Source organism: Rouxiella sp. WC2420, assembly GCF_041200025.1.
Lineage (GTDB): Bacteria > Pseudomonadota > Gammaproteobacteria > Enterobacterales > Enterobacteriaceae > Rouxiella.
In genome coordinates this window covers 3,012,635-3,035,699 of record NZ_CP165628.1, presented here as the reverse complement: position 1 = coordinate 3,035,699, position 23,065 = coordinate 3,012,635, and the positions used below count along the sequence as shown (strand labels likewise).

Here is a 23,065-nt window from a genome sequence, read left to right as displayed (position 1 = left end):
TCGCCCCGCCTGGTATTATCACAGGTTGTCGTCCGGTGGGGATAAAGGGATTAATTCAAAAAATAATTATCAAATTCTGCATTACCTTTTTGTTAACTTTACTTTGTCTTGTCTCGTTCCCCCTGCCAAATTCTACTCTTTCTTAGTACATTGCCCAACCTCCGTAGTCCATCAATGCCTTGATCATAGACTATGATTATTTTCTATATCCTAAATTTCACCCTTTAGAAGCAGCTTACCTTGGCGAGGGAGTTATCACGAGAAGCTGCCTATTGTTCACTTTTGGCTTAATGAGGCAATTGAATGGGTTCCAAGTCATTTCTTAAAAGTTGGGGTGCGGAATACGTCAACGCCGACACCGTGAGATTTCGAGTTTGGGCGAATGGGCAGGAAAGGGTTTCACTTAGACTGGGGCATCTGGATGCTGAGATGAAGCCGACCGGTGATGGCTGGTTCGAGCAAGAGGTTGCCAACGTTAAACCCGGAACGGCCTATAACTTTCTGCTTGCCGATGGAACGCTGCTCCCGGATCCTGCCTCTCGCGCCCAGCAGGAGGAGGTATTCGGCCCTTCGCTGGTGGTCGATCCTAACCGCTATCAATGGCAGCATGCACAATGGCAAGGTCGTCCCTGGGATGAAACAGTCGTTTACGAGATGCATATTGGTACCTTTACGCCAGAAGGCACCTTTAAAGCAGCAATCGAGAAACTGCCTTATCTTGCCGAGCTGGGTATTACCATGCTGGAGATTCTGCCGGTTTCCCAATTTGGCGGTAACCGAGGTTGGGGGTATGACGGTGTGCTGCTTTATGCTCCACATTCAGCCTACGGCACACCGGATGATTTCAAGGCTTTAATCGACAGCGCACACGGTTTGGGCCTGTCGGTAGTGCTGGATATTGTGCTCAACCACTTCGGCCCCGAGGGTAATTATTTGCCATTGCTGTCGCCCGAATTCTTCCATCAGGAACGGCTGACGCCTTGGGGGGCAGGCATTGCTTACGACGTAGATGCCGCCAGGCGTTATATTGTCGAAGCGCCGCTTTACTGGTTGCAGGAGTTTTATCTCGACGGCCTGCGCTTTGATGCTATCGATCAGATTGAAGATCTTTCTGAAAAACACGTGTTGATCGAGATTGCCGAGAGGATCCGTTCAGAAATTACTGACCGGCCAATTCATCTGACCACTGAAGACAGCCGCAACGTGACTTTTTTGCATCCGCGTCGTGAAGATGGTTCAGTGCCGCTGTTTACCGGCGAATGGAATGATGATTTCCACAATGCCGTTCACGTTTTTGCCACCGGTGAGACTCAAGCTTATTATCAGGATTTCGCCAGACAGCCTGAAAACCTGGTTGCCCGCACGTTGGCAGAAGGGTTTGCTTATCAGGGGGAAGTCTCGCCGCAGACGGGAGAGAAACGTGGCGTCAGTAGCGCCAGCCAGTCGCCGCTGTTTTTTGTAGATTTCATTCAAAATCATGATCAAATTGGTAACCGTGCTCACGGTGATAGACTGATTGAACTGGCGGGAGCCGCGCGAACTCAGGTCCTGCTTGCCACTGTGCTTTTATCACCGCATATCCCGCTGCTGTTTATGGGCGAAGAGTACGGCGAGACAAATCCTTTCCTGTTCTTTACCGATTTTCACGGCGATCTTGCCAAGGCGGTGCGTGAGGGCCGTGCGAAAGAATTCCAGGGCCATAGCGGATTTGAAGGTGAAACGGTGCCCGACCCCAATGCCAGAAAAACCTTTGAAATGTCCAGACTTGACTGGCAAAAAACGGACTCCCCCGACGGTAAGCAATGGCTTGCTCTGACTCGCGAGCTGCTCACCCTGCGGCGCAGATATATCGTCCCGCTGCTTTCTAGCGCCGCTGGCAACGCGGGTAGAGTGGTGAAAACGGCAGAGGGGTTCCTCGCCGTAAGCTGGACTTTCCCTAAAGGCACGCTGGCTATTGCGTTGAACATCGGCGAAAATACGCAACCATTGGTGGATTTTCCCGGCGAAACCATTTTTGCCTTACCCACTGCGGGCAGTACGTTGCCGCAGAATTCAATTATTGTCCGGCTGGTTCAGGAAACTGAAAAATGAGCATTCCAACGTCAACTTATCGTATTCAGTTTCGCAACGGTATGACCTTTGACCGCGCGGCTGCTTTGGTGCCTTATCTCAAGCGTCTTGGGATCAGCCATCTGTATGCTTCTCCGATTTTCACCGCGACCTCGGACTCGACGCACGGCTACGATGTCACCGATGCCAACGAAATTGAGCCCGCAATTGGCGGTAGAGCCGGTTTTGACCGCTTGGTAAAGGCATTGAAAAGTGCGGGTCTTGGCCTGATCCTTGATATTGTGCCAAATCACATGGCAGCTTCGCTGGAGAATGCCTGGTGGCGGGATGTTATCGAGCATGGGGAAAACAGCCGTTATGCTGGCCATTTTGATATCGACTGGTCGCGCCGTCTGACACTGCCATTTCTTGGCGATACCTTTGAGGCCGCGCTGGAAAACGGTGAAATATCCATTAAGGCTGATCCGGAAACAGGAAAACCTACGCTGGCCTATTTCGAAAGTTTTTATCCACTGACTCCTGAAAGTTGGCGAGGCCGCGAACAGCAAGTTCTGCAACTTAGCGATAAGACCGCCATTGCCGAATTGCACCAACGGCAGCCGTGGCGACTGATGTGCTGGCGCGACGCCCCTCGCGAGCTGTCTTACCGGCGATTTTTCGAGATAACGGGTTTAGTGGGCATTCGTGTCGAAGAGCGAGCAGTTTTTGATGATACCCATCGGTTAATCCTCGAACTGGTACATTCTGGCGCGGTGGATGGCTTGCGGATTGACCACGTTGACGGGCTTGCCGACCCGAAAGGTTATCTTGAGCTGCTTCGCCAGCAAGCAGGAGAAGATTGCTATCTAACTATTGAAAAGATCCTTGGTGACGGTGAGCACATTCCAGCAGATTGGCCTGTTTCGGGCACCACTGGCTATGAATTCATTGCCTCGCTTTCTGACGTATTGGTCGATGGCAATCAAATTAAGGCCCTCAGCGCGGCGTACGATCGCGTGGTCGGCAAACCAGTAAATATGGAAGCTGAACTGCGGTCGGCCAAGCTTTTGATGGTCGATAGAAATTTTGAGGGCGAATTTACTACGCTTTTACGGCTTGCCTGGTTGATTGCTGAAAATGAACAGCGAAAGTTCAGCGAGCAAGCTATTCGCCTCGGCCTGCGAGAACTGTTGACGGCTTTCCCGGTTTATCGCACCTATGGCACGGACAGCGGGTTGCCCGTCGAGGGCCAGCAGCTGTTGCAAAAACTGGCATCAGAACTAAAAGAAGGTCCCCATGCTGTCGACAGCGAATCGCTGGACTTTTTGATCCGCGTTTTGAATGGCACAGTCGCGGATAAAGCCTCCCGCGAAGCGAACGTTTTCCGCACTCGCTTCCAGCAGCTTACCGGGCCGCTGATGGCTAAGTCAGTAGAAGATACGCTGTTCTTCCGTCATCACATGGCGCTGGCGCTGAACGAAGTTGGTGCCGAACCGTTACCGCGTCACTTCTCTGTGGAACGCTTTCATGAGGATATGAAGATCCGACTGCAACAGCAGCCTGATGCGATTTCCAGCACCTCGACCCATGATACCAAACGCGGTGAAGATGCCCGTGCGCGGCTTTATTCGCTGACTGAAGCTCCTGAGCTTTGGGCCGAATGCGTTACGCGTTGGCGTAAAATGAATCAGTCGGAAGTCTCGGTGCTTGAAGATGGTCCAGCTCCAAAACCGGCGGGTGCGTGGATGCTGTATCAGGCATTGACCGGCGTTTGGCCAACCACGCTGCAACTAGACGACGATAAAGGGCTTGAGGAACTTGAACAGCGATTTCTGGCTTTTGTAGAAAAGGCGGTTCGCGAAGCCAAGCTGCGTACCAACTGGAGCGACAGCAACGAAATCTTCGAAGAAGCAGTGAATGACTACATTCGTCATCTGTTCGCGCTGGATAATCGGGCCTTTTTAGCCGACTTTACCGCCTCGATACAACCGTTCGTTCTCGCGGGTTTGGTGAACAGTTTAAGTCAAACTGTTATCAAGCTGACGGCACCAGGCGTCCCGGATATTTATCAGGGCAGCGAGGCGCTGAACTTTAGCCTTGTCGATCCTGATAACCGGCGTGAACCTGACTTCGCAGCCATGGCAAGGCTGTTGGAAAGCGGAGAGGATTCGGTTTTCGACTCGCAACAGAGTTGGCTAACCGGGCAGGTTAAGCAACAGGCGATCGCCAGGGGGTTGCATTTACGCCTTGAAAAACCGGCTCTGTTTCGCCACGGCGACTATTTGCCGCTGCTTGCCAGCGGAGAGAATGCGGGTAAGTGGGTTGCCTTTGCTCGCCACCACGCCGCCGATGCGTTAATTGTTATCGCACCGCGTTTAGTCTTCGACCCGCAGCTGACCGACCTTGCCCACCCGCCCATGCAAAGCGGGACAATGACTGAGATCGTCTTGCCAACACAGCTCGCCAATCGCCATTATCGCGATATTTTGAGTGGCAGCAGGTTTTCCCTGACCCATCGCATCAAAATGGAAAACCTGAATAGCTATATACCGCGAATACTCATCGCTGAATAAAGCAAATTACGGGTGCCGCGGCGGATTAACAGAGGTTAAGCGGCTAAACCACAGGTAGACCACTGGCGTAGTGAACAGCGTCAGCGCCTGAGAAACGATCAGCCCGCCGACAATCGCAACCCCCAGCGGTTGGCGAAGTTCTGCCCCGGCACCGGTGCCTAAAGCCAGCGGCACCGCCCCCAATAGCGCCGCCATGGTGGTCATCATTATCGGTCGAAAGCGTAATAAGCAGCCTTGTCGAATGGCTTCGAGCGGCGACATACCCGCGTTTTTTTCGGCCGCCAGCGCAAAATCGACCATCATAATCGCATTCTTTTTCACGATCCCAACCAGCAGCAGAATACCTATCATGCCCATGATAGACAGATCCTGACCGGTGAGCATCAGCGCGGCCAAAGCTCCGATACCGGCCGAGGGCAGGGTAGAAATGATAGTTAACGGGTGAATCGCATTTTCATACAACACCCCTAGCAGAATATAGACCGCCAGAATCGCGGAGAGAATCAGCCACGGCTGTGATTTGAGTGAACTCTGGAACGACTGGGCCGCGCCCTGGAAGCTGGCGGTGATGTCATCAGGTAGACCGGACAGTAATGTTGCATTCTGAATGGCGGTGACGGCATTGCCAAGAGACTGGCCCGGTGCCAGGTTAAACGATAGCGTCACAGCAGGGAATGGCCCCTGATGGTTGACGGTAATCGGCGCCAGACTATGGGTAAAATGCCCGAGCACGCTCATTGAAACCAGATTCGAGTGCAGGCTCGAACGCACGTATAGATGTTTAAGGCTGTCGGCATTTTCCTGCCAATGCGGGTCTAGCTCGAGGATCACGTGATCCTGATCGATTTGCGTATACATAGTGGCAATCTGGCGCTGACCGAAAGAGTCGTAAAGTACGTTATCGATATCCTGCGCGCTGACTCCGAGACGCGAGGCAATTTGTCTATCGATAACCAGCGTGGTTTGCGGCGCCAATGACTGTTGATCGGAAGTGACATCGGTCAACTGCGGCAGCTGTTTGAGTTTGGCCAGCAAAATGCCTGACCAGTGACTCAGCTCGGTGCTGTCGGCGGATTGCAGTGTGTACTGATATTGCGTTTTGCTGACGCGCGCACCGATCTGAATATCCTGCTGGGCTTGCATATAAAGCACGATGCCTGGCACGCTTTTGGTCTGTTTATTGAGTCTGGCAATCACCGTGGCGGCATTATCATGGCGCAGAGAGAAAGGCTTGAGGCTGATGATAACGTGCCCCTGACTCAACGTGGGATTGGCGCCGACCCAATAACGAACATTTTGTACTGCCGGATCTGCCTCGGCGATGCGAGCCAGCTGGCCGACCTGATAACGCATCTGGTCAAAGCCGACGTCGGGTGCCGCCTGTGCCACACCGGTAATGATGCCGGTATCTTGTGAAGGGAAAAATCCTTTTGGAATAGTGATATACAGTACTGCGGTGAGCACTACGGTCATTAACGTCACCGCTAAAGTAATCCGCTGATGACCCAGCACCCAATCCAGCCCGCGGCGATAACTCGATTGACAATGGTCGAACATTCTTTCAGTGAATGTGAAAAAGCGGCCGTGATGTTCTGAGGAGTGTGGTTTCAGCACGCGTGCGCTGAGCATTGGGATAACCGTCAACGCAACCACCCCAGACATCAGTACGGCAATGCTTATGGTGACGGCAAATTCGCGGAACAACCTGCCGACTATCCCGCCCATGAGAAGGATCGGCACGAACACGGTAATCAGCGACAGGGTCATTGAGACAATGGTAAAGCCAACCTCGCGCACGCCATCAATTGAAGCCTGGAAAGGCGATTTGCCCATTTCCATATGACGATAGATATTTTCCATTACCACCACGGCGTCATCGACTACGAATCCCACCGCGATGGACAGCGCCATTACTGACAGATTATCGAGGCTATAACCCAGCAGATACATCACGGCAAAAGTGGCCAGTAAAGACAGCGGAATGGTAATCGATGGGATCAGCGTGGCGGTAATATTGCGCAGGAAAATGAAAATCACCATCACCACCAGCACAATCGACAACAGCAAAGTCAACTGCACGTCTTTGATTGATGCATTAATGGTTTGCGTTCGATCGCCGACAACATTAACGGTCACATCTTTTGGCAGTGACGAGGTCAGGCGCGGCAGGCTGGCCTTGATGGCGTTGACTGTCTCCACCACGTTAAAACCTGCCTGTTTGTGCACATCGAGGATTACCGAAGGCTGATTCTCATAATAGGCTGCTTCATGGGTATCTTCCGAAGAGTCAATAACTTTGCCCAGATCGCCAAGGCGAATTGGCATGCCATTTTTATAGGCCACTACCAGATTATTATATTGCGAAGTTTTCAGCAGCTGATCGGTACTATTAAGTACCATGTTGCGATCGGGTCCGCTGATATTACCCTTGGGCATATCGACCGTGCTGATACCGACAATACTGCGCACGTCCTCGAGGGTCATGCCGTGTGCCGCCAGAGCGTCCGGGTCAATCTGGATACGCACCGCCGGATGCTGTTGACCATGAAAGTCTACCAGCCCGACGCCGGGCATTTGCGAAATCTGCTGCCCCAGATAATGCTCTGCGTATTCATCCAACTGCGGAAGGGTATGCTCCTGGGAAGTCAGCGCCAGCGAGATAAGCGTTGCTTCCGCCGGATTGACTTTACGCAGAGTCGGCGGATTTGGCATATCTTTCGGCAATGAACCGTTGGCGGCAGTCATCGCCGTTTGCACATCCTGCACCGCTGCGTTGATATCGCGGTCGAGATCCATTTGCAGCGCAATCTGTGTGACGCCGAGTGAACTGGAAGAGGTCATTGAGGTAACGTCAGGAACGGCGGCCAGCGCCTTTTCCAGCGGCGTTGCCACCGAAGTCGCCATGGTCTCGGCGCTGGCGCCCGGCAGGTTGGCAGAGACCTGAATGGTCGGGAAATCCACCTGTGGCAGCGGTGCCACCGGCAGCATAAAATAGGCCACGATACCTAGCAGCATGACGCCTATCGCGACCAGAGTCGTGCCTATATGGCGGCGGATAAACAGCTCAAACAGATTCATGGCCTTGCTCCTGTAACCGGCGGCAGGGCGCTGACTTTATCGCCGCTGGCCAGTCGGAATTGTCCGCTGGTCGCCACTCGCTGGCCGGGCTGTAATCCCTCGACAATCTGTTGTCTGTTATCGACGGTCTCACCGGTTTTAACCCACTGCACGGCAACCGTGTTATCGGCTTTAACCGCGTAAACATAATTGCCTTGCTGGCCCTGCTGCACCGCTGAAACCGGGACCACCAGAGCATGCGGAATTTCACCTTCAATGAGTTTGACGCTGATTAACTGCCCTGGCCACAGGGCATTGTTATCATTGGTAAAGTTGGCTTTTAATTGAATCTGTCCGCTGTCGGTAGCGACCTGACTGTCAATAAATGACAATCTGCCATGGGCGATTTGCTGAGTAGCATCACGAGTCAGGGCGATTACCGTTAATGGCGCATTGGCGTTGGCCTTGAGAATGGCGGGCAGTTCGCCCTGCGGCACGGAAAATGCTACCGAAATTGGGTTCATCTGCGTCAGTGTGACCAGCCCGTTGGCATCGGAACCGTGCACAATTGAACCCGCATCAATCTGCCGCTGGCCAGCATGGCCGGAGATTGGCGCGGTGATCCGCGTGTAGCCCAGCTGCAACTGGGCGATATCCAAATTAGCCTTGTCGCCATCAATTGCTGCTTTCAGGGCTGCAACCTGAGCCTTGAGCGTATCTACGTTTTGCGTCGGGCCTGCCCCCGCCGCGGCCAGTTTGCGGGCACGTGTGTAATCCACCATGGTGCTGGCCAACTGAGCCTGATCTTTCTCCATGGTGGCCTTCGACAGTAAAACCTGCGCTTGATAAACCTTGGGATCGACCTGTGCCAGTAAATCTCCGGCGTGAACCCATTGTCCTTCCTTGAAATAAACCTGCTGCAATTCCCCATCGGCCCGCACTTTGACATTCACCGTATTCAGCGCCTGCACGTTGCCTATTTCGGAGATAGATATCGGCAGGTTTTGTACCTGCACGCTTTGTATGCCGATTGGGATCGGTGAATTTTTAGTGACTTTCGCAGAGGCGGTGCGCGTCTGGCTTAAATAAAGGGCGGCAGCAATAGCGACTACCACGGCGGCCAACGCTACGTAGCCACGACGCCTGGATTTACCGTAAGTTTTAGACACGATTTATCCTACCTGTGAATTTGTTTGGGGAGAGGAAGAGGGGGTTACGTAGTCACCACCCAAAGCGCGGAACAGGCCAACCGAAGCTTGCAACCGCTGTAATTTAACCTGCAGACTGCTGTCTTCGCTCTGATACAGCGTGCGTTCGACGGTCAGCAATGTTTGATAATCGATGCTGCCAAGTTTGTACTGGACAAGCGCCAGTCGATTGGCCTCCTGAGCCGACACCACTGCTTCGGCGTTGAGTTTGTCGGCCTGGGTAAACTGATTCACCGCGCTAATCTGTGTCTCCACATCCTGAAAAGCAGTCAATAGGGTCTGCTTGTAGTTGGCCGCCATTTCCTGCGAATGAGCCTTGTCGAAATGCAGCTGGCCGCTCAGCGAACCGCCCGAGAAGATAGGCTGTGTCAGGGTGCCAATCAGGCTCCAGACCGAGGTGCCGGCAAGGGTGTTGATACCGGCAAGCGGCGTTACCACAATGTCCGGCAGGAAACTGGCCCGTGCCGCGCCCACGTCATAGTTTGTAGAAATCAGACGCGCCTCGGCCGCCTGAATGTCGGGTCGGCGACGTAACAGGTTGGCTGGAAAACTCAGCTGCGGGGCCGGGTCAGTGACGTGATTCAAATTTTTGCTGACGATAGTGAAACTTTCAGGACTTTGCCCAACCAGCACCGCAAGGGCGAAGCGAGTCTGATTGCGCTGCTGCTGAAGGGAAAACACGGTGGCCTGATAGGTCTGTAATACGTTGCGCTGTTGCTCGACTTCGAGATTTGAACCCGCGCCAAGGTTGGCCTGAGTTTGCACCAGGTCCAGAATATGTTGTTCATCTCCTGAAATTTTTTGCGCCAGCAAGATTCGCTCATCCAGCGATAGCAGCTGAAAATAAGTATTGGCGATATTGGCTGCCAAAGTCATCTTCACCGTTTCAGCATCATATTCTGCGGCAGTGGCTAACTGCTGTGCCGAGTGATATTTATCCTGATTTTTACCCCAAAAGTCGGTTTCGTAGCTGGCCTGACCATAAACGCTGGTTTTGCTGGTGGTGGAGAAGTTATTTTGTCTGGTGTATAAGCCGCCAAGGGCGAGGGTTGGATAACGAGGTGCACCGTCAAGCTCCGCAGTGCCGCGGGATTCTTCGATACGTTGATAGGCTGCCTGTAATGAATAGTTCTCCATCAGCCCGGCTTTCATCAGCCCGTTAAGCTCGCTGCTGCTGAAATCTTGCCACCAGGGGCCGCTGACCGGCATGGCGGTTTTATTGGCCGTCTCCAAAGGTGAGGACCATTTGCTGGCAATCGGCACGGCAGGTCGATGGTAATCAGGTACAAACATCGAGCAGCCGCTGACGATCAGGCCTATCAATAGTAATGGAACCGGTTTCAGTCGGTTTCCGAGCCGGGTAAAGGCTACATATCGGGACCCATCGGCCATCATCACTTTTCTCCCGAACATAAGTTAATTCAGTGCAGCTTAAATAATTCTTATTAAGAGAGGCTTAAGGCGAAGTATTTATCTGTACTATTAACGCTTAAACGTATGCGGGGGTGAGAGGTAAACATCGACATTATCAATCATTGGTGTTGCAGCAGAGGGTACTGTAAGAGGGATAGGCACGGGCATAAAAAAAGCCATCAACCTAGGTTGATGGCTCAATAAAATGTACTTCTAATCGATTTTATGGACTTGCTGTGTGTAAATTTTATGCGGGCGAAATAATAAACCTATTCAAGATGACGTCAATAGGCGTGAAGAAATTTCACACAGCCGTCCATAAGATATAAGCAAACTACTTGCGGCCCAGCAGGTAACCAATCACGATACCTATCGCACCGGCCACCGCGACACCCGCAAACGGGTTTTCTTTTACCTGCTCTACCGCGGTAGAAACGGCATCTTTAGCTGCGTAGCTTGCCTGAGAAGCGTATTTTCTGGCGGCACCTTTTGCCTGATGCTCTGGCGAATCAGTCACATCACCAAAAGCTTCCTGAGCAGCACCGGCAACTTCTTTAACTTTATCTTCAGTTTGATTAAACATACGCGATCTCCTTATTAGTTGTTAAATAAGGTTAGCAGAGAAAAAAAAGTTTGCGGCATTGGCCCTAAAAACACGCCGTTTATCAGACAGATCCTATAAGCCTCGCCCAGGTAATGTCTGGCAGCCAGCCTTATCTCCCGGTGGTGCAACTGTCGGATATTTATCATCAGGAGTGATATACACCTGAGAGGTCGCAATATAGCCATCGTCAAAAGTCGCTTCAACAAAACTAGCCTGCCATCCAGGGCCGTTGTAGACCAAAGGCATTTCGACGCTGTTTGTTGAACTCAATTCCAGCGGAGTGGCAGCATATTTGATACCGCAGGCAAAACGGAAGTCACGAGCCACAGGATTCGTTGCCGTCCAGCGTACCACTTTAACCGGTTTCTCCGAGAAGCGGACATCCAGCTGGTTTGAGTTTTCCTGGCGATAGGGGGCGGTGATAACCTGTGGCAGCGGGCGATCGTCCTGAATACGGTTAACAAACGGTACCAGCGATTGATCAATAAAACCCATGATGCCCATATGTCCGGTATTTGGCGCCATTCGCAGCGATTTTATTCCTGGCAGTTTATCGTAATAATATCTTGTATTATCAGGAACAAAGAAATCATCACCGCTGGCATTGACAATATATTTGGGGATAGCCAATCGTGCTTGATAAGCAGTGCCCATATATTGCAGCGGATCTTCGATTTTCATTAACTTGCCGAAATTGGCTGTGCGGGTAGCTTGGTCAATTCCCTGATTATAATAAGGAGCAAAGGCGATTGGCCAATTACCGCCATAGGAATGGTACATATTTGCCATTATCTTTCCAGTGTCGAGCACGTCAATGACGAATGGAACAATAGCATCAACGTCAGGATCGGAAATTCCCGATAACCAGGTTGCCCAGGCACGCTTGGACGCACCGGTCACAATAAATTTATTAATATCCCATTTGATCAGTTCTTTTTTAGCTAATCGGATGGTTTGAGAGATTGAGGCCGCCATTGGAACGTGCAGGGGCAGTTGTTCTCGGTCAACAGGGTCTGCCATATAAAGCTTCCAGGTGCGAGCAATACTGTCGTCTTCCTCCAGCGGTTTATTATCATTCTGATAAACCAAATCTTTACTGGGAATAGTTTGCAGTGAAATAACAATGGTGCTGGTTCTTTTCGCTACATCTAAAAGCGTGGCATCCGGGATATCAACGGCAATCAGAGCACGAACAGATTTAGGATGCGGTGGAATGGCAATAGTGACATTCTCCTTCCATGCCGCAGGCGACACAAGTCCTGCCGGAGACCATGACTGAGAAATCATCTGATACCGGTTAACCTCTACGCCATCATAGCTTTGGTTACTCATAAACCAGTAATTTAATGGCTGAGCTGCCAGTTGTTGCCGGTAGCAGGAAATAACATTCGAAGCATCATTGGCACTCTCACCTTTACAAGCGGCATCACTGGTGTTGGTTTGTGCAAAAGTTTCGGTGGAAATAAATAACAGCGAAATAATCATTACGTAAATTTTTTTCATCATTCATCCTCGATTAATGAATGGGGATTTTATTATTATAATTAACGTTAAATCGCCTCTTCCCTGTACTGCAGCCGTCAATTGTCTATTATGTTCTCAGTATATTACTCGATTTACAGACATTAATTGTCAATGAGCAGTAAATCAGATTATTACCATATGTTTAATAAGACTGATGCGAAACGGTAAATTCTGATTTTTAGACTTTGTATTAAAATCAGATTAATTCGAAATAAAAAGCTGGCCGTAAGATATGAAAATTAATTTTACGCTTCTCTCCTCAATAAATTAAAAAATAACGATACAAAAAAATAAACTCTACGAAGTTTACATTAAGCGATAATTCCCCTCGGCCGCAATGAATGAATTGCAACCGATTGTACAAGATGTTTTATCAATGGTTTTGGAGGGGGTAGCTCCCAGGCTGGAGGCCGGGAGCTAAACAATCAAGGTTTGTTGGCAATAAGCAGTGCGCGGCGTGGCGCTGGATAGCCCTCAACAGTTTTGCTGTTATCCTGTGGGTCAAGGAATTCAGCCAGAGATTCGCTGGTCATCCAGGAAGTGCGATGCTGTTCTTCTGTTGTGGTCAGGCTGACATCGGCAATGCGTACATCGACAAATCCGCATTTGATCAACCAACCTTTGAGCGCCTCGGCGGAAGGAATAAAGTAAATATTGTTCATCTGCGCATAGCGATCGCCCGGCACCAGTACCTGATTGCCATCGCCCTCAATGACAATCGTTTCCAGCACCAGTTCACCCCCGCTGACCAGCTGACTTTTCAACTGCAACAGGTGATCGAGTGGAGATCGTCGGTGATAAAGCACACCCATCGAAAACACCGTATCAAAGGCGTTCAGTTCAGGGAGTTGCTCAATGCCAAGAGGCAACAAATGTGCGCGCTGATCGCCGCTAAGCAGTTTTCTCACCGCTTCAAACTGACACAGGAACAGCTGCATCGGATCGATACCGACGGCAAAATGTGCTCCCGCACCAATCATGCGCCACATGTGATAACCGCTACCGCAGCCGACGTCAAGAACGGTGCGCCCGGCCAGAGAAGAGATATGCGGCAGCACGCGATCCCATTTCCAGTCGGACCGCCACTCGGTTTCAATCTCGATGTCATACAGCGAAAACGGGCCTTTACGCCACGGCATCAGGTTGCGCAGCAGGTTTTCCATGCCTTCACGCTGGCCTTTGGGCAGCGGCTCTAAAGTATTGGCTGTAACACTGTGCAGTAAATCCAGGCGATCCGGCTCTATCAACGGCAGGCGGTCAACCGCGTTGAACCACATTTTGAATTTGCCGTGCAGCGACTCTTTTTGCCACGCAGTCAGCTGCGAGGGCAGGGTATTCAGCCACGGGCTAAGCGGGCCTTTGGCTATCGCGCGATAAAAATCTCCAAACTCAATCACGCGCGTCTCCTGCCGTATTTTCAGCCTTGATGGCAATTAATGAACCAAAATTAAAACACTGGAACCAAACTTCTGCATGTTCAAAACCGGCCTGATGCAGACGCTGTTTGTGAGTTTCGACAGAATCAGTCAACATCACATTTTCCAGCATGCTGCGTTTCTGGCTGATTTCCAGCTCGCTGTAACCATTTGCTCGCTTGAAATCGTGGTGCATGTTAAACAACAGTTCTCCGACATCGGCATCCTTGAAGCTGAACTTCTCGGATAACACCAGCGCCGCGCCCGGGCGCATCCCCTGATAAACCTGATTCAGCAAGCGTTGACGATCCGCCGGTTCCAGAAACTGTAGCGTAAAGTTCAGTACCACCATGGATGCATCTTTCAGTTCGATATCGAGAATATCGGCTTCAATCACGGTGACCGGTGTTTCGGCGCGGAAGGCGTCAATGTGGCGGCGGCAGCGTTCAACCATCGCCGATGAGTTATCCACGGCGATGATTTCACAGCCTGAAACTTTGATATTGCGACGCATAGACAAGGTAGCGGCGCCCAGCGAGCAGCCGAGATCGTAGACCTTGCTATCCGGCTTGACGAAACGTTCCGCCAGCATGCCAATCATAGAAATAATATTGGAATAGCCGGGGACCGAGCGCTGGATCATATCCGGAAAAACTTCGGCGACGCGTTCGTCAAAGGTCCAGTCGCCGAGTTTTTCGATCGGCGCTGAAAAAAGCTTGTCTTGGTTAGTCATAGTGCTGAATCAGACCAAAAATAGTAAATAGGGGAGCAAAAGAGCTGCTGTTTGCTGTAATGGGGGCGAAGTTTATCAGATTCTCCCCGCGGGATACTCGAAAAAATGTGCTTAATGACCTGATGGCGACGTAATGTCTCAGAACAGCGAGTCTTGCTCGGGCCAATCCGGTTCCGGGCCAACCGCCGGGAGATGCTGGCGCAACGTTCGCCACAGCGCCTGCGCCTGCTGCGGAGCATCGCTACAGTCAGGTGAATGAATAAACAGGTATGGGGCATGGCCCTGCTGCTGCCAGTCCACCAGTTTTGGAACCCACTGGCTGAACCAGCGCTGGTTGACTGCCAAGTCATCGCCACCGATAAAGCGAACTATCGGGCGACTCGCCGTCATCACTGCATGCACCGGCAGCTTGGGCTTTTTCCGTTTGGCTTCTCGCACGGCTTCGGTATCGCTGGTGGCATGATGCACCGGGCGACTATCCAATACAGTACGGCTGACACCGCGTTGGTGCAGCCCGCGATTCAGCGCCCGCTCTTCTTCGCCTTTGGCAAAAAACTGTTCGTGCCTGACTTCGACGCCGTAATCAAATCCTTTAGGCAACGCATCGAGAAAGGTCCACAGCCGGTCAAGATGCTGCGGCGCAAAGGTTGAAGGCAGCTGCAACCACAGCTGGCCGAGGCGATTCTCCAGCGGAGCCAGGCACTGATAAAAGGCGTCGATGTCCTGCCGACAGTTTTGCAGCGCGGCTTTATGACTGATAGTAGAGGGAAATTTAAAACAGAAACGGAAATCGTCGTGAGTCATATCACGCCAGCGCATGACCACTTCGGCCTTGGGCAGGGCATAGAACGTCGTATTCCCTTCAACGCAGTTAAAATAGCGCGCGTAATCGGCCAGATCGTGAAGGCCGATACTGTTCCAGGCATTGTGATGCCATTGCGGAAGTCCAATGTACATGCCGTTTCCCTGTCCGGTTTTAAAAATGAAAACGCCGCCCGAAGGCGGCGTTGGCGTTCATCTAAGGGTAACTTTACTGCGCAACGGCAGCAAGCACCTCTTCTGTGGGGCGAACGCGGCCAATGCGCGGGAAAATAAACTTCACGCTGGAGCCATGATGTTCTTCGTTGTGCGCACTGCATGCATCTTCGGCAAACACCAGCTCGAAGCCCAGTTCCCAGGCGTTACGCGCAGTTGATTCAACCCCGATGTTGGTAGAAATACCCGCCAGCACGATGGTTTTAATACCACGACGGCGCAGTTGCAGCTCAAGATCGGTACCGTAGAAAGCACCCCATTGGCGTTTAACGACCAACAGGTCTTTATCAGTAACGTTAAGTTGCTCTGGGAATTCCCACCAGTCTTCTGGCAGGCTGCCACCACCGGCAGAAATATCGGTAGGCTGTTTCAGCGCTTCATCAAAAGTGGCTGACCAACCAACGCGCACCATGAACACTGGCGCACCCAGAGTGTTGAAACGGGTCTTCAGTTCAGTGGCTTTATCCAGCACCTGTTGAGCAGTGTGCGGACCACCAGCGAAGGGCAGAATGCCTTTTTGTAAGTCGATTAACACCAGCGCTGTGGTTTTAGGATCAAGTTTCAGAGACATAAAAAAGCCCACCAGTAATAAGATGAATGAACCCCCGGCACTTGCTCGGCGTCCCGGCGTGGGCAGTTACTTAGGGTACTAAGAGTGTCGGAGCATTTTATGCTAACCAGCGTGGGGTTTGATGATAATTTTGTTAAATTATGTGTGAGAAGGGTTACGGAATAATTTCTGGCGCTTCTCGTGCGAGTTCGCACTTATCCTGTGAACGAAATTCCTTTATAATGACCGCCTTTTTTCGACCCATATTAATCCGATGCTCACAGGCAGTGAGATCAAAGGGATACCGTTATGCGTACTGAATATTGTGGCAAGCTTAATTCGTCCAACGTTGGCCAGGAAGTGACTTTGTGCGGTTGGATTAACCGCCGTCGCGATCTGGGTGGTTTGATCTTCATCGATTTGCGCGACCGTGCAGGCATCGTGCAGGTATTTTTCGATCCGGATCAGAGCGCGGCATACGAATTGGCATCAGAACTGCGTAATGAGTTTTGCGTGCAGTTGACCGGTACCGTTCGTGCGCGTCCTGAAAGCCAGTTTAACAAAGACATGGCGACCGGTGAGGTTGAAGTGTTTGCCAGCTCGCTGAATATCATTAACCGTTCAGAACCCCTGCCGCTGGATTCCAACCACAACAACACCGAAGAAGCGCGTCTGAAATACCGTTATCTCGATCTGCGTCGCCCTGAAATGGCCAACCGCCTGAAAACCCGTGCGCGCATCACCAGCTTTGTTCGCCGCTTCATGGACAGCCACGACTTCCTCGACATCGAAACCCCGATGCTGACCAAGGCGACCCCGGAAGGCGCGCGTGACTATTTAGTGCCAAGCCGCGTGCATAAAGGCAAGTTCTACGCGCTGCCGCAGTCTCCACAGCTGTTCAAACAGTTGCTGATGATGTCAGGTTTCGATCGTTACTATCAGATCGTCAAATGTTTCCGCGATGAAGACTTGCGCGCCGACCGTCAGCCAGAATTTACCCAGATCGACGTGGAAACCTCGTTCATGACCGCCGAGCAGGTTCGTGAAGTCATGGAGAAACTCGCGCGTGAACTGTGGCTGGATGTGAAAGGCGTTGATCTGGGCGATTTCCCCATCATGACCTATGCCGATGCCATGCGTCGCTATGGTTCTGACAAACCTGACCTGCGTAACCCGCTGGAACTGGTTGACGTCGCCGATTTGTTCAAAAATATCGAATTTAAAGTTTTCGCCGATCCTGCCAACGATCCGAAAGGCCGCGTTGCTGCACTGCGCGTGCCGGGCGGGTCCCAGCTGAGCCGTAAACAAATCGACGAATACGCCAAGTTTATCGAGATTTATGGTGCCAAAGGTTTGGCTTACATCAAAGTCAATGAGGTAGCTAAAGGTCTGGAAGGTATTCAGAGCCCGGTAGCTAAATTCCTGAGCGCCGGGCTGTTAAGTGCTCTGTTTGAACGCCTGCAGGCGCAAGACGGCGACATCATCTTCTTTGGCGCGGCAAGTGCTAAAATTGTTACTGATGCTATCGGTGCGCTGCGCCTGAAAATTGGTCGCGACCTGCAAATCACCGACGAAAAAGCCTGGGCGCCTCTGTGGGTGGTTGACTTCCCAATGTTTGAAGACACTGACGAAGGCGGCCTGACCGCGATGCACCATCCGTTTACCGCGCCGAAAGAAATGACTGCGCAGGAGCTGGCGTCTAATCCAACTTCTGCTATCGCCAACGCTTACGACATGGTAATCAACGGCTATGAAGTCGGTGGCGGTTCAGTGCGTATTCACCGCGGTGAAATGCAGCAGGCGGTATTCAGCATTCTGGGTATTACCGAGCACGAGCAGCGCGAGAAGTTTGGCTTCCTGCTCGATGCGCTGAAATACGGCGCACCACCGCACGCGGGCCTGGCTTTTGGTCTTGACCGTTTGGTGATGCTGTTGACCGGCACCGATAACATCCGTGACGTTATCGCGTTCCCTAAAACTACCGCAGCGGCTTGTCTGATGACTGAAGCGCCAAACTTCGCCAACCCGGCATCGCTGGTTGAGCTGGGAATTAGCGTAATTGCCAAAAAAGCGGCGACCGATACCGACATAAATTTAGAGAATGAGTAATGAGCTATAAGCGTCCTGAGTCGATACTGGTCGTAATCTACGCCAGCAACACCGGCAGGGTGCTAATGCTTCAGCGGCGTGACGATACCCAGTTTTGGCAGTCGGTTACCGGCAGTCTTGAAGACGGTGAGTCACCCGCACAAACCGCGCAGCGTGAAGTGATGGAGGAGGTCGGCATTGATATTGCCGCTGAAAACCTCTATTTGCAGGACTGCGATCGCTGCGTCGAGTTTGAACTGTTTGCGCACCTGCGCTATCGCTATGCGCCCGGCGTAAGCTGGAATAAAGAGCACTGGTTTTGCCTGGCGTTGCCCGAAGAGCGAGAGATTCCATTGACGGAGCATCTCGCCTATCGATGGTTGGACAAGGCGGCCGCGGCGGCTTTTACCAAATCACCGAGCAATCAGCAGGCGATTGAAGAATTTGTTATTTTTGATTAACTAAATTGAGTTCAGCCTGAAAAAGGCTAATGGAGATCTTTTATGGCAGGTCACAGTAAATGGGCCAACACCAAGCACCGCAAAGCAGCGCAAGACTCTAAACGCGGTAAAATTTTCACCAAGATTATTCGCGAGCTGGTTACTGCGGCGAAACTGGGTGGCGGCGATCCGGGTGCCAACCCGCGCTTGCGTGCAGCGATTGACAAAGCACTGTCCAACAACATGACGCGTGACACCCTTAACCGTGCCATCGCGCGCGGTGTGGGTGGCGATGATGATTCCAACATGGAAACTATCATCTATGAAGGTTACGGCCCTGGCGGCACCGCCGTAATGGTTGAGTGCCTGAGTGACAACCGCAACCGTACCGTTGCCGAAGTTCGCCATGCCTTCACAAAAACCGGCGGTAACCTGGGAACTGACGGTTCCGTGGCCTACCTGTTTACCAAAACCGGCGTGATCACTTTTGCTCCGGGTGTGGACGAAGATGCGATCATGGAAGCGGCGCTGGAAGCTGGTGCCGATGACGTGCAAACCTTCGACGACGGCGCTATCGACGTTTATACCGCATGGGAAAGCGTGGGCGATGTGAAAGACGCGTTGGAAGCGGCGGGTTTTAAAGCCGATCAGGCCGAAGTCACCATGATCCCATCGACCAAAGCCGATATGGATGCCGACACAGCGCCTAAACTGCTGCGTCTGATTGACATGCTCGAAGACTGTGACGATGTGCAGGAGGTTTACCACAACGGTGAAATCTCCGATGAGATTGCAGAAACCCTGTAATCTTCCTCTCAGCCGGAAGCGCGACAGGCTCGTGTCTTCCGGCTGGCTTTACGGACTTCCTCAGTCCGGTTTGTTTTTTTATTCAATTCAAGACAAACTTGCCGAAGAAAACGTTCAACAATTAACAACGACCAAGAATGCGAAACGGCAGGTCCAGCGTTATCACAAGATAAGGTATCGATAAGCTATGGCTATCATTCTGGGGATTGACCCAGGCTCGCGCGTTACCGGCTATGGCATTATTCGCCAACAGGGCAGGCAGCTCAGTTATCTGGGCAGCGGCTGCATTCGCACGGTGGTTGATGACATGCCAGGGCGTTTAAAGCTGATTTATGCCGGCGTCACGGAAATTATTACTCAATTTCAACCGGACTTTTTCGCCATCGAATCGGTGTTTATGGCGAAAAACCCAGATTCGGCCTTGAAGCTCGGTCAAGCGCGCGGCGCGGCGATTGTGGCCGCTGTCAACCAGGATTTGCCGGTCTTCGAATACGCGGCTCGGCAGGTTAAACAGACGGTGGTCGGCACTGGCGCGGCGGAAAAAAGTCAGGTGCAGCACATGGTGCGCTCATTGCTTAAGCTGCCAGCCAATCCGCAATCGGATGCTGCCGATGCGTTGGCCATTGCCATCACTCACTGTCATGTCAGTCAGAATTCAATCCGTTTGGGCACTGAAAAATTGCAGTTGACGCGCGGGCGAATGCGTTAATTAAGGCTGGATATCTATCCAGCTCTTTTTTATGATATAAACGATAAAATTTATAATCACTCCGTCTGCCAGGCCGACGGGGTTAATCCGCAAAGGAAGGTCAAAGTGATAGGTCGTCTCAGAGGCGTTATTCTGGAAAAACAGCCCCCGTTAGTATTGCTGGAAACCAACGGTGTAGGTTATGAAGTTCATATGCCGATGACCTGTTTTTACGAACTGCCGGAATTAGGGCAGGAAGCGATTGTATTTACTCAGTTTATCGTGCGCGAAGACGCTCAGTTGCTGTATGGTTTCAATGACAGGCAGGAGCGCGCACTGTTTCGCGAACTGATTAAAGTTAATGGCGTGGGGCCAAAACTGGCGTTGGCAATCCTTTCAGGCATGTCGGCACAACAGTTTGTCAGCGCGGTTGAAAAAGAAGAAATTACTTCGCTTATCAAGCTGCCGGGCGTTGGCAAAAAAACCGCCGAACGTCTGGTGGTCGAAATGAAGGACCGCTTTAAAGGCCTTAACGGTGACTTGTTCAACAGTCCCACGGATATTTCCCTGCCTGCGGCGGCGTCCAGGGCAAAAGAATCTGATGCAGAAGGCGAGGCGGTGGCTGCGCTTATTTCTCTTGGCTATAAGCCACCAGAGGCGAGCAGGATGATAAGCAAAGTTGCCAAACCGGGTGCAGAGTGCGAAACATTGATTAGAGAAGCGCTGCGCGCGGCTCTGTGAGGTAACAGATGATAGAAGCTGACCGTCTTATTTCTGCTGAAGTGTTCAGCGAAGAAGAAGTTATCGACAGAGCGATCCGTCCAAAACGATTGTCCGACTATGTTGGGCAACCGCACGTGCGATCGCAGATGGAGATCTTCATTCAGGCGGCAAAACAGCGTGGCGATGCGCTGGATCACCTGCTGATTTTCGGTCCGCCGGGGCTGGGTAAAACCACGTTGGCAAATATTGTCGCCAATGAAATGGGCGTTAATCTGCGCACGACTTCCGGCCCGGTGCTGGAAAAAGCCGGTGATTTGGCAGCGATGCTGACCAACCTCGAACCGCATGACGTCCTGTTTATCGACGAAATCCACCGCCTTTCACCGGTAGTGGAAGAGGTGCTTTATCCGGCGATGGAGGATTATCAGCTGGATATCATGATTGGCGAGGGTCCGGCGGCACGTTCGATTAAGCTTGATTTACCTCCCTTTACGCTGGTGGGTGCAACGACGCGCGCGGGGTCACTGACTTCTCCACTGCGTGACCGTTTTGGTATCGTGCAACGTTTGGAGTTCTATCAGGTCGCCGATTTGCAGCATATTGTAGGCCGCAGTGCCACTTGTCTGGGGCTGGAGCTTTCAGAAGAGGGCGCGCATCAAATTGCTCGCCGCTCGCGCGGTACGCCACGTATTGCCAACCGCCTGCTACGCCGTGTGCGAGACTTCGCCGAAGTGAAAGGTGATGGCACCATAAACGGCGACGTCGCCAACGGCGCGCTGGATATGCTCGACGTCGACGCTGAAGGTTTTGATTATATGGACCGCAAACTGTTGCTGGCAATTATCGACAAGTTTACCGGCGGACCGGTTGGACTTGATAACCTTGCGGCAGCGATTGGGGAAGAGCGCGAAACCATTGAAGACGTGATCGAACCGTTCCTGATCCAGCAGGGATTCATTCAACGCACGCCGCGAGGCAGAATGGCAACCAATCACGCCTATAAGCATTTTGGAATGATCAGACCAGAATAAAGTGCAAAAAGTATGTCTCCAAGGAGAGCTGCGTATTACGCCGCTCTCCTTTTTTTTCAAAATAACTATGAATTTGCTCTAAAAACTTTATTTTATTACCCGAAGAATACGTAGTCTGAATCCAGGCTTGAGAACGATAAAAATGAATAAGCCCATGATTCCGAGATTAATAATGATGAAAATTAGTAAATCTTTTGTAGTCCGTACCCTGATTGCCGTTTCAATGCTAGGTGCTGGCACACTCGCTCAGGTTCAGGCAGCCGTACTGGCCTCCGTGCGCCCGCTAGGCTTTATCGCCGCCGCAATCGCCGATGGAGTGACGCCAACCGAGGTTTTACTGCCCGCTGGCGCCTCTCCAGGAAACTATTCCCTGCGTCCCGCCGATCTCCAGCACATGCGTAGTGCCGATTTACTGGTTTGGGTGGGTCCTGGCATGGAACGCTTTATGAGCAAATCTGTTGCACAGCTGCCACCAAATCGGGTGGTGAATATTTCGGCGCTACCAGGTGTCCAGCCGCTGCTTTTAGCTGAAAGGGACCCACAGCAACAGGGTATTCGCAAGCATAAAGATCCTGGGAAAGGGCATCAAGGTGATGAATATAACATGCGTCTATGGCTCTCACCCGAAGTGGCAAAATTAGCCGCTGTGGAAATTCACGCAAAATTATTGGAACTAATGCCGCAAAAGAAAGACCAACTAGACGCCAACCTGCGTCAGTTTGAAGACAGATTGACACAAACTGACATAAAGCTTGGTAAGATGCTGCAACCTGTTCAGGGGAAGGGATATTTTGTTTTTCGAGACGCGAATAGCTACTTTGAAAAGCACTACGGGTTGGCCCCAATCGGCCATTTGACCGTCAATCCTGAAATTCCGCCTGCATCACAGCAATTACATCAAATTCGAACTCAGCTGGTTGAGCAGAAAGCGGAATGCGTTTTTGCTGAACCACAGTTCAGGCCGGCCGTAATTAATGCCGTTGCCCAGGGAGCAAAAGTGCGTGTGGGCACATTGGACTTGCTAGGGAACGGCATCGCACTGACCAAGGACAGCTATGTGAACTTCCTGTCACATCTGACTTCTCAGTACGTGAGCTGCCTGAAGTAAGCCATAAGGACTGTTACAA

At 51.7% G+C, this 23,065-nt stretch carries 18 protein-coding genes; 9 read left to right on the top strand and 9 right to left on the bottom strand.

From position 1 onward, the window contains the following. The first annotated feature begins 303 nt into the window (after positions 1 to 303). Complete coding sequence (treZ, locus tag AB3G37_RS13825; protein ID WP_369788151.1) at positions 304 to 2,091, top strand: malto-oligosyltrehalose trehalohydrolase; 1,788 nt, start codon at positions 304 to 306, stop codon at positions 2,089 to 2,091. After that, entirely contained in the window at positions 2,088 to 4,622 is a 2,535-nt protein-coding gene (gene treY, locus AB3G37_RS13820) for a malto-oligosyltrehalose synthase (RefSeq protein WP_369788150.1), read from the top strand. The genes treZ and treY overlap by 4 nt, the downstream gene beginning before the upstream one ends. Positions 4,623 to 4,628: 6 nt before the next feature. Here treY and AB3G37_RS13815 read toward each other — a convergent pair whose 3' ends face one another. The 9 genes from AB3G37_RS13815 to AB3G37_RS13775 form a co-directional block, all read right to left on the bottom strand. Continuing rightward, a complete protein-coding gene (locus tag AB3G37_RS13815) occupies positions 4,629 to 7,700 on the bottom strand; it encodes an efflux RND transporter permease subunit (RefSeq protein ID WP_369788149.1) in 3,072 nt (1,023 codons plus the stop codon). Then, positions 7,697 to 8,848, bottom strand: a complete 1,152-nt coding sequence (locus AB3G37_RS13810; RefSeq protein WP_369788148.1) for an efflux RND transporter periplasmic adaptor subunit — start codon at positions 8,846 to 8,848, stop codon at positions 7,697 to 7,699. Before AB3G37_RS13810 ends, AB3G37_RS13815 begins: the two co-directional genes overlap by 4 nt. A gap of 3 nt (positions 8,849 to 8,851) precedes the next feature. Further along, on the bottom strand, positions 8,852 to 10,282 hold the full coding sequence (locus AB3G37_RS13805; RefSeq protein ID WP_369788147.1) for an efflux transporter outer membrane subunit: 1,431 nt from the start codon (positions 10,280 to 10,282) through the stop codon (positions 8,852 to 8,854). Positions 10,283 to 10,634: 352 nt separating this feature from the next. Further along, the gene (locus tag AB3G37_RS13800; RefSeq protein ID WP_009635471.1) at positions 10,635 to 10,883 is read right to left on the bottom strand and encodes a YqjD family protein; all 249 of its coding nucleotides are present in this window, start codon (positions 10,881 to 10,883) and stop codon (positions 10,635 to 10,637) included. A gap of 93 nt (positions 10,884 to 10,976) precedes the next feature. Beyond that, positions 10,977 to 12,407, bottom strand: a complete 1,431-nt coding sequence (locus AB3G37_RS13795) for a PhoPQ-activated protein PqaA family protein (protein ID WP_369790960.1) — start codon at positions 12,405 to 12,407, stop codon at positions 10,977 to 10,979. Positions 12,408 to 12,853: 446 nt separating this feature from the next. Continuing rightward, positions 12,854 to 13,825, bottom strand: a complete 972-nt coding sequence (cmoB, locus tag AB3G37_RS13790) for a tRNA 5-methoxyuridine(34)/uridine 5-oxyacetic acid(34) synthase CmoB (protein ID WP_369788146.1) — start codon at positions 13,823 to 13,825, stop codon at positions 12,854 to 12,856. After that, complete coding sequence (cmoA, locus tag AB3G37_RS13785; RefSeq protein ID WP_369788145.1) at positions 13,818 to 14,576, bottom strand: carboxy-S-adenosyl-L-methionine synthase CmoA; 759 nt, start codon at positions 14,574 to 14,576, stop codon at positions 13,818 to 13,820. The genes cmoB and cmoA overlap by 8 nt, the downstream gene beginning before the upstream one ends. Positions 14,577 to 14,714: 138 nt before the next feature. After that, the gene (locus AB3G37_RS13780) at positions 14,715 to 15,533 is read right to left on the bottom strand and encodes a DUF72 domain-containing protein (protein ID WP_009635475.1); all 819 of its coding nucleotides are present in this window, start codon (positions 15,531 to 15,533) and stop codon (positions 14,715 to 14,717) included. A gap of 73 nt (positions 15,534 to 15,606) precedes the next feature. Beyond that, positions 15,607 to 16,182, bottom strand: coding sequence for a hydrolase (locus tag AB3G37_RS13775; protein WP_369788144.1), 576 nt, complete (start codon positions 16,180 to 16,182; stop codon positions 15,607 to 15,609). Between the two features lie 288 nt (positions 16,183 to 16,470). Between AB3G37_RS13775 and aspS the strand changes: the two genes are divergently transcribed. From aspS to znuA, 7 genes are all read left to right on the top strand, one after another. Beyond that, the gene (gene aspS, locus AB3G37_RS13770; protein WP_369788143.1) at positions 16,471 to 18,270 is read left to right on the top strand and encodes an aspartate--tRNA ligase; all 1,800 of its coding nucleotides are present in this window, start codon (positions 16,471 to 16,473) and stop codon (positions 18,268 to 18,270) included. Further along, positions 18,270 to 18,710 (top strand): dihydroneopterin triphosphate diphosphatase, encoded by a 441-nt coding sequence (gene nudB / locus AB3G37_RS13765; RefSeq protein WP_369788142.1) that lies wholly within the window; start codon positions 18,270 to 18,272, stop codon positions 18,708 to 18,710. Before aspS ends, nudB begins: the two co-directional genes overlap by 1 nt. A 42-nt stretch (positions 18,711 to 18,752) precedes the next feature. Then, positions 18,753 to 19,496 (top strand): YebC/PmpR family DNA-binding transcriptional regulator, encoded by a 744-nt coding sequence (locus AB3G37_RS13760; RefSeq protein WP_009635479.1) that lies wholly within the window; start codon positions 18,753 to 18,755, stop codon positions 19,494 to 19,496. 187 nt (positions 19,497 to 19,683) lie between these two features. Further along, positions 19,684 to 20,205: a crossover junction endodeoxyribonuclease RuvC gene (ruvC, locus tag AB3G37_RS13755; protein ID WP_009635480.1), complete on the top strand. Its 522-nt coding sequence runs from the start codon at positions 19,684 to 19,686 to the stop codon at positions 20,203 to 20,205. Positions 20,206 to 20,310: 105 nt separating this feature from the next. Next, complete coding sequence (gene ruvA, locus AB3G37_RS13750; RefSeq protein ID WP_369788141.1) at positions 20,311 to 20,925, top strand: Holliday junction branch migration protein RuvA; 615 nt, start codon at positions 20,311 to 20,313, stop codon at positions 20,923 to 20,925. Between the two features lie 8 nt (positions 20,926 to 20,933). After that, positions 20,934 to 21,938, top strand: coding sequence for a Holliday junction branch migration DNA helicase RuvB (gene ruvB, locus AB3G37_RS13745; RefSeq protein ID WP_009635482.1), 1,005 nt, complete (start codon positions 20,934 to 20,936; stop codon positions 21,936 to 21,938). A 175-nt stretch (positions 21,939 to 22,113) separates the two neighbouring features. Then, entirely contained in the window at positions 22,114 to 23,046 is a 933-nt protein-coding gene (gene znuA, locus AB3G37_RS13740; protein ID WP_369790959.1) for a zinc ABC transporter substrate-binding protein ZnuA, read from the top strand. The last annotated feature ends 19 nt before the right edge of the window (positions 23,047 to 23,065 follow it).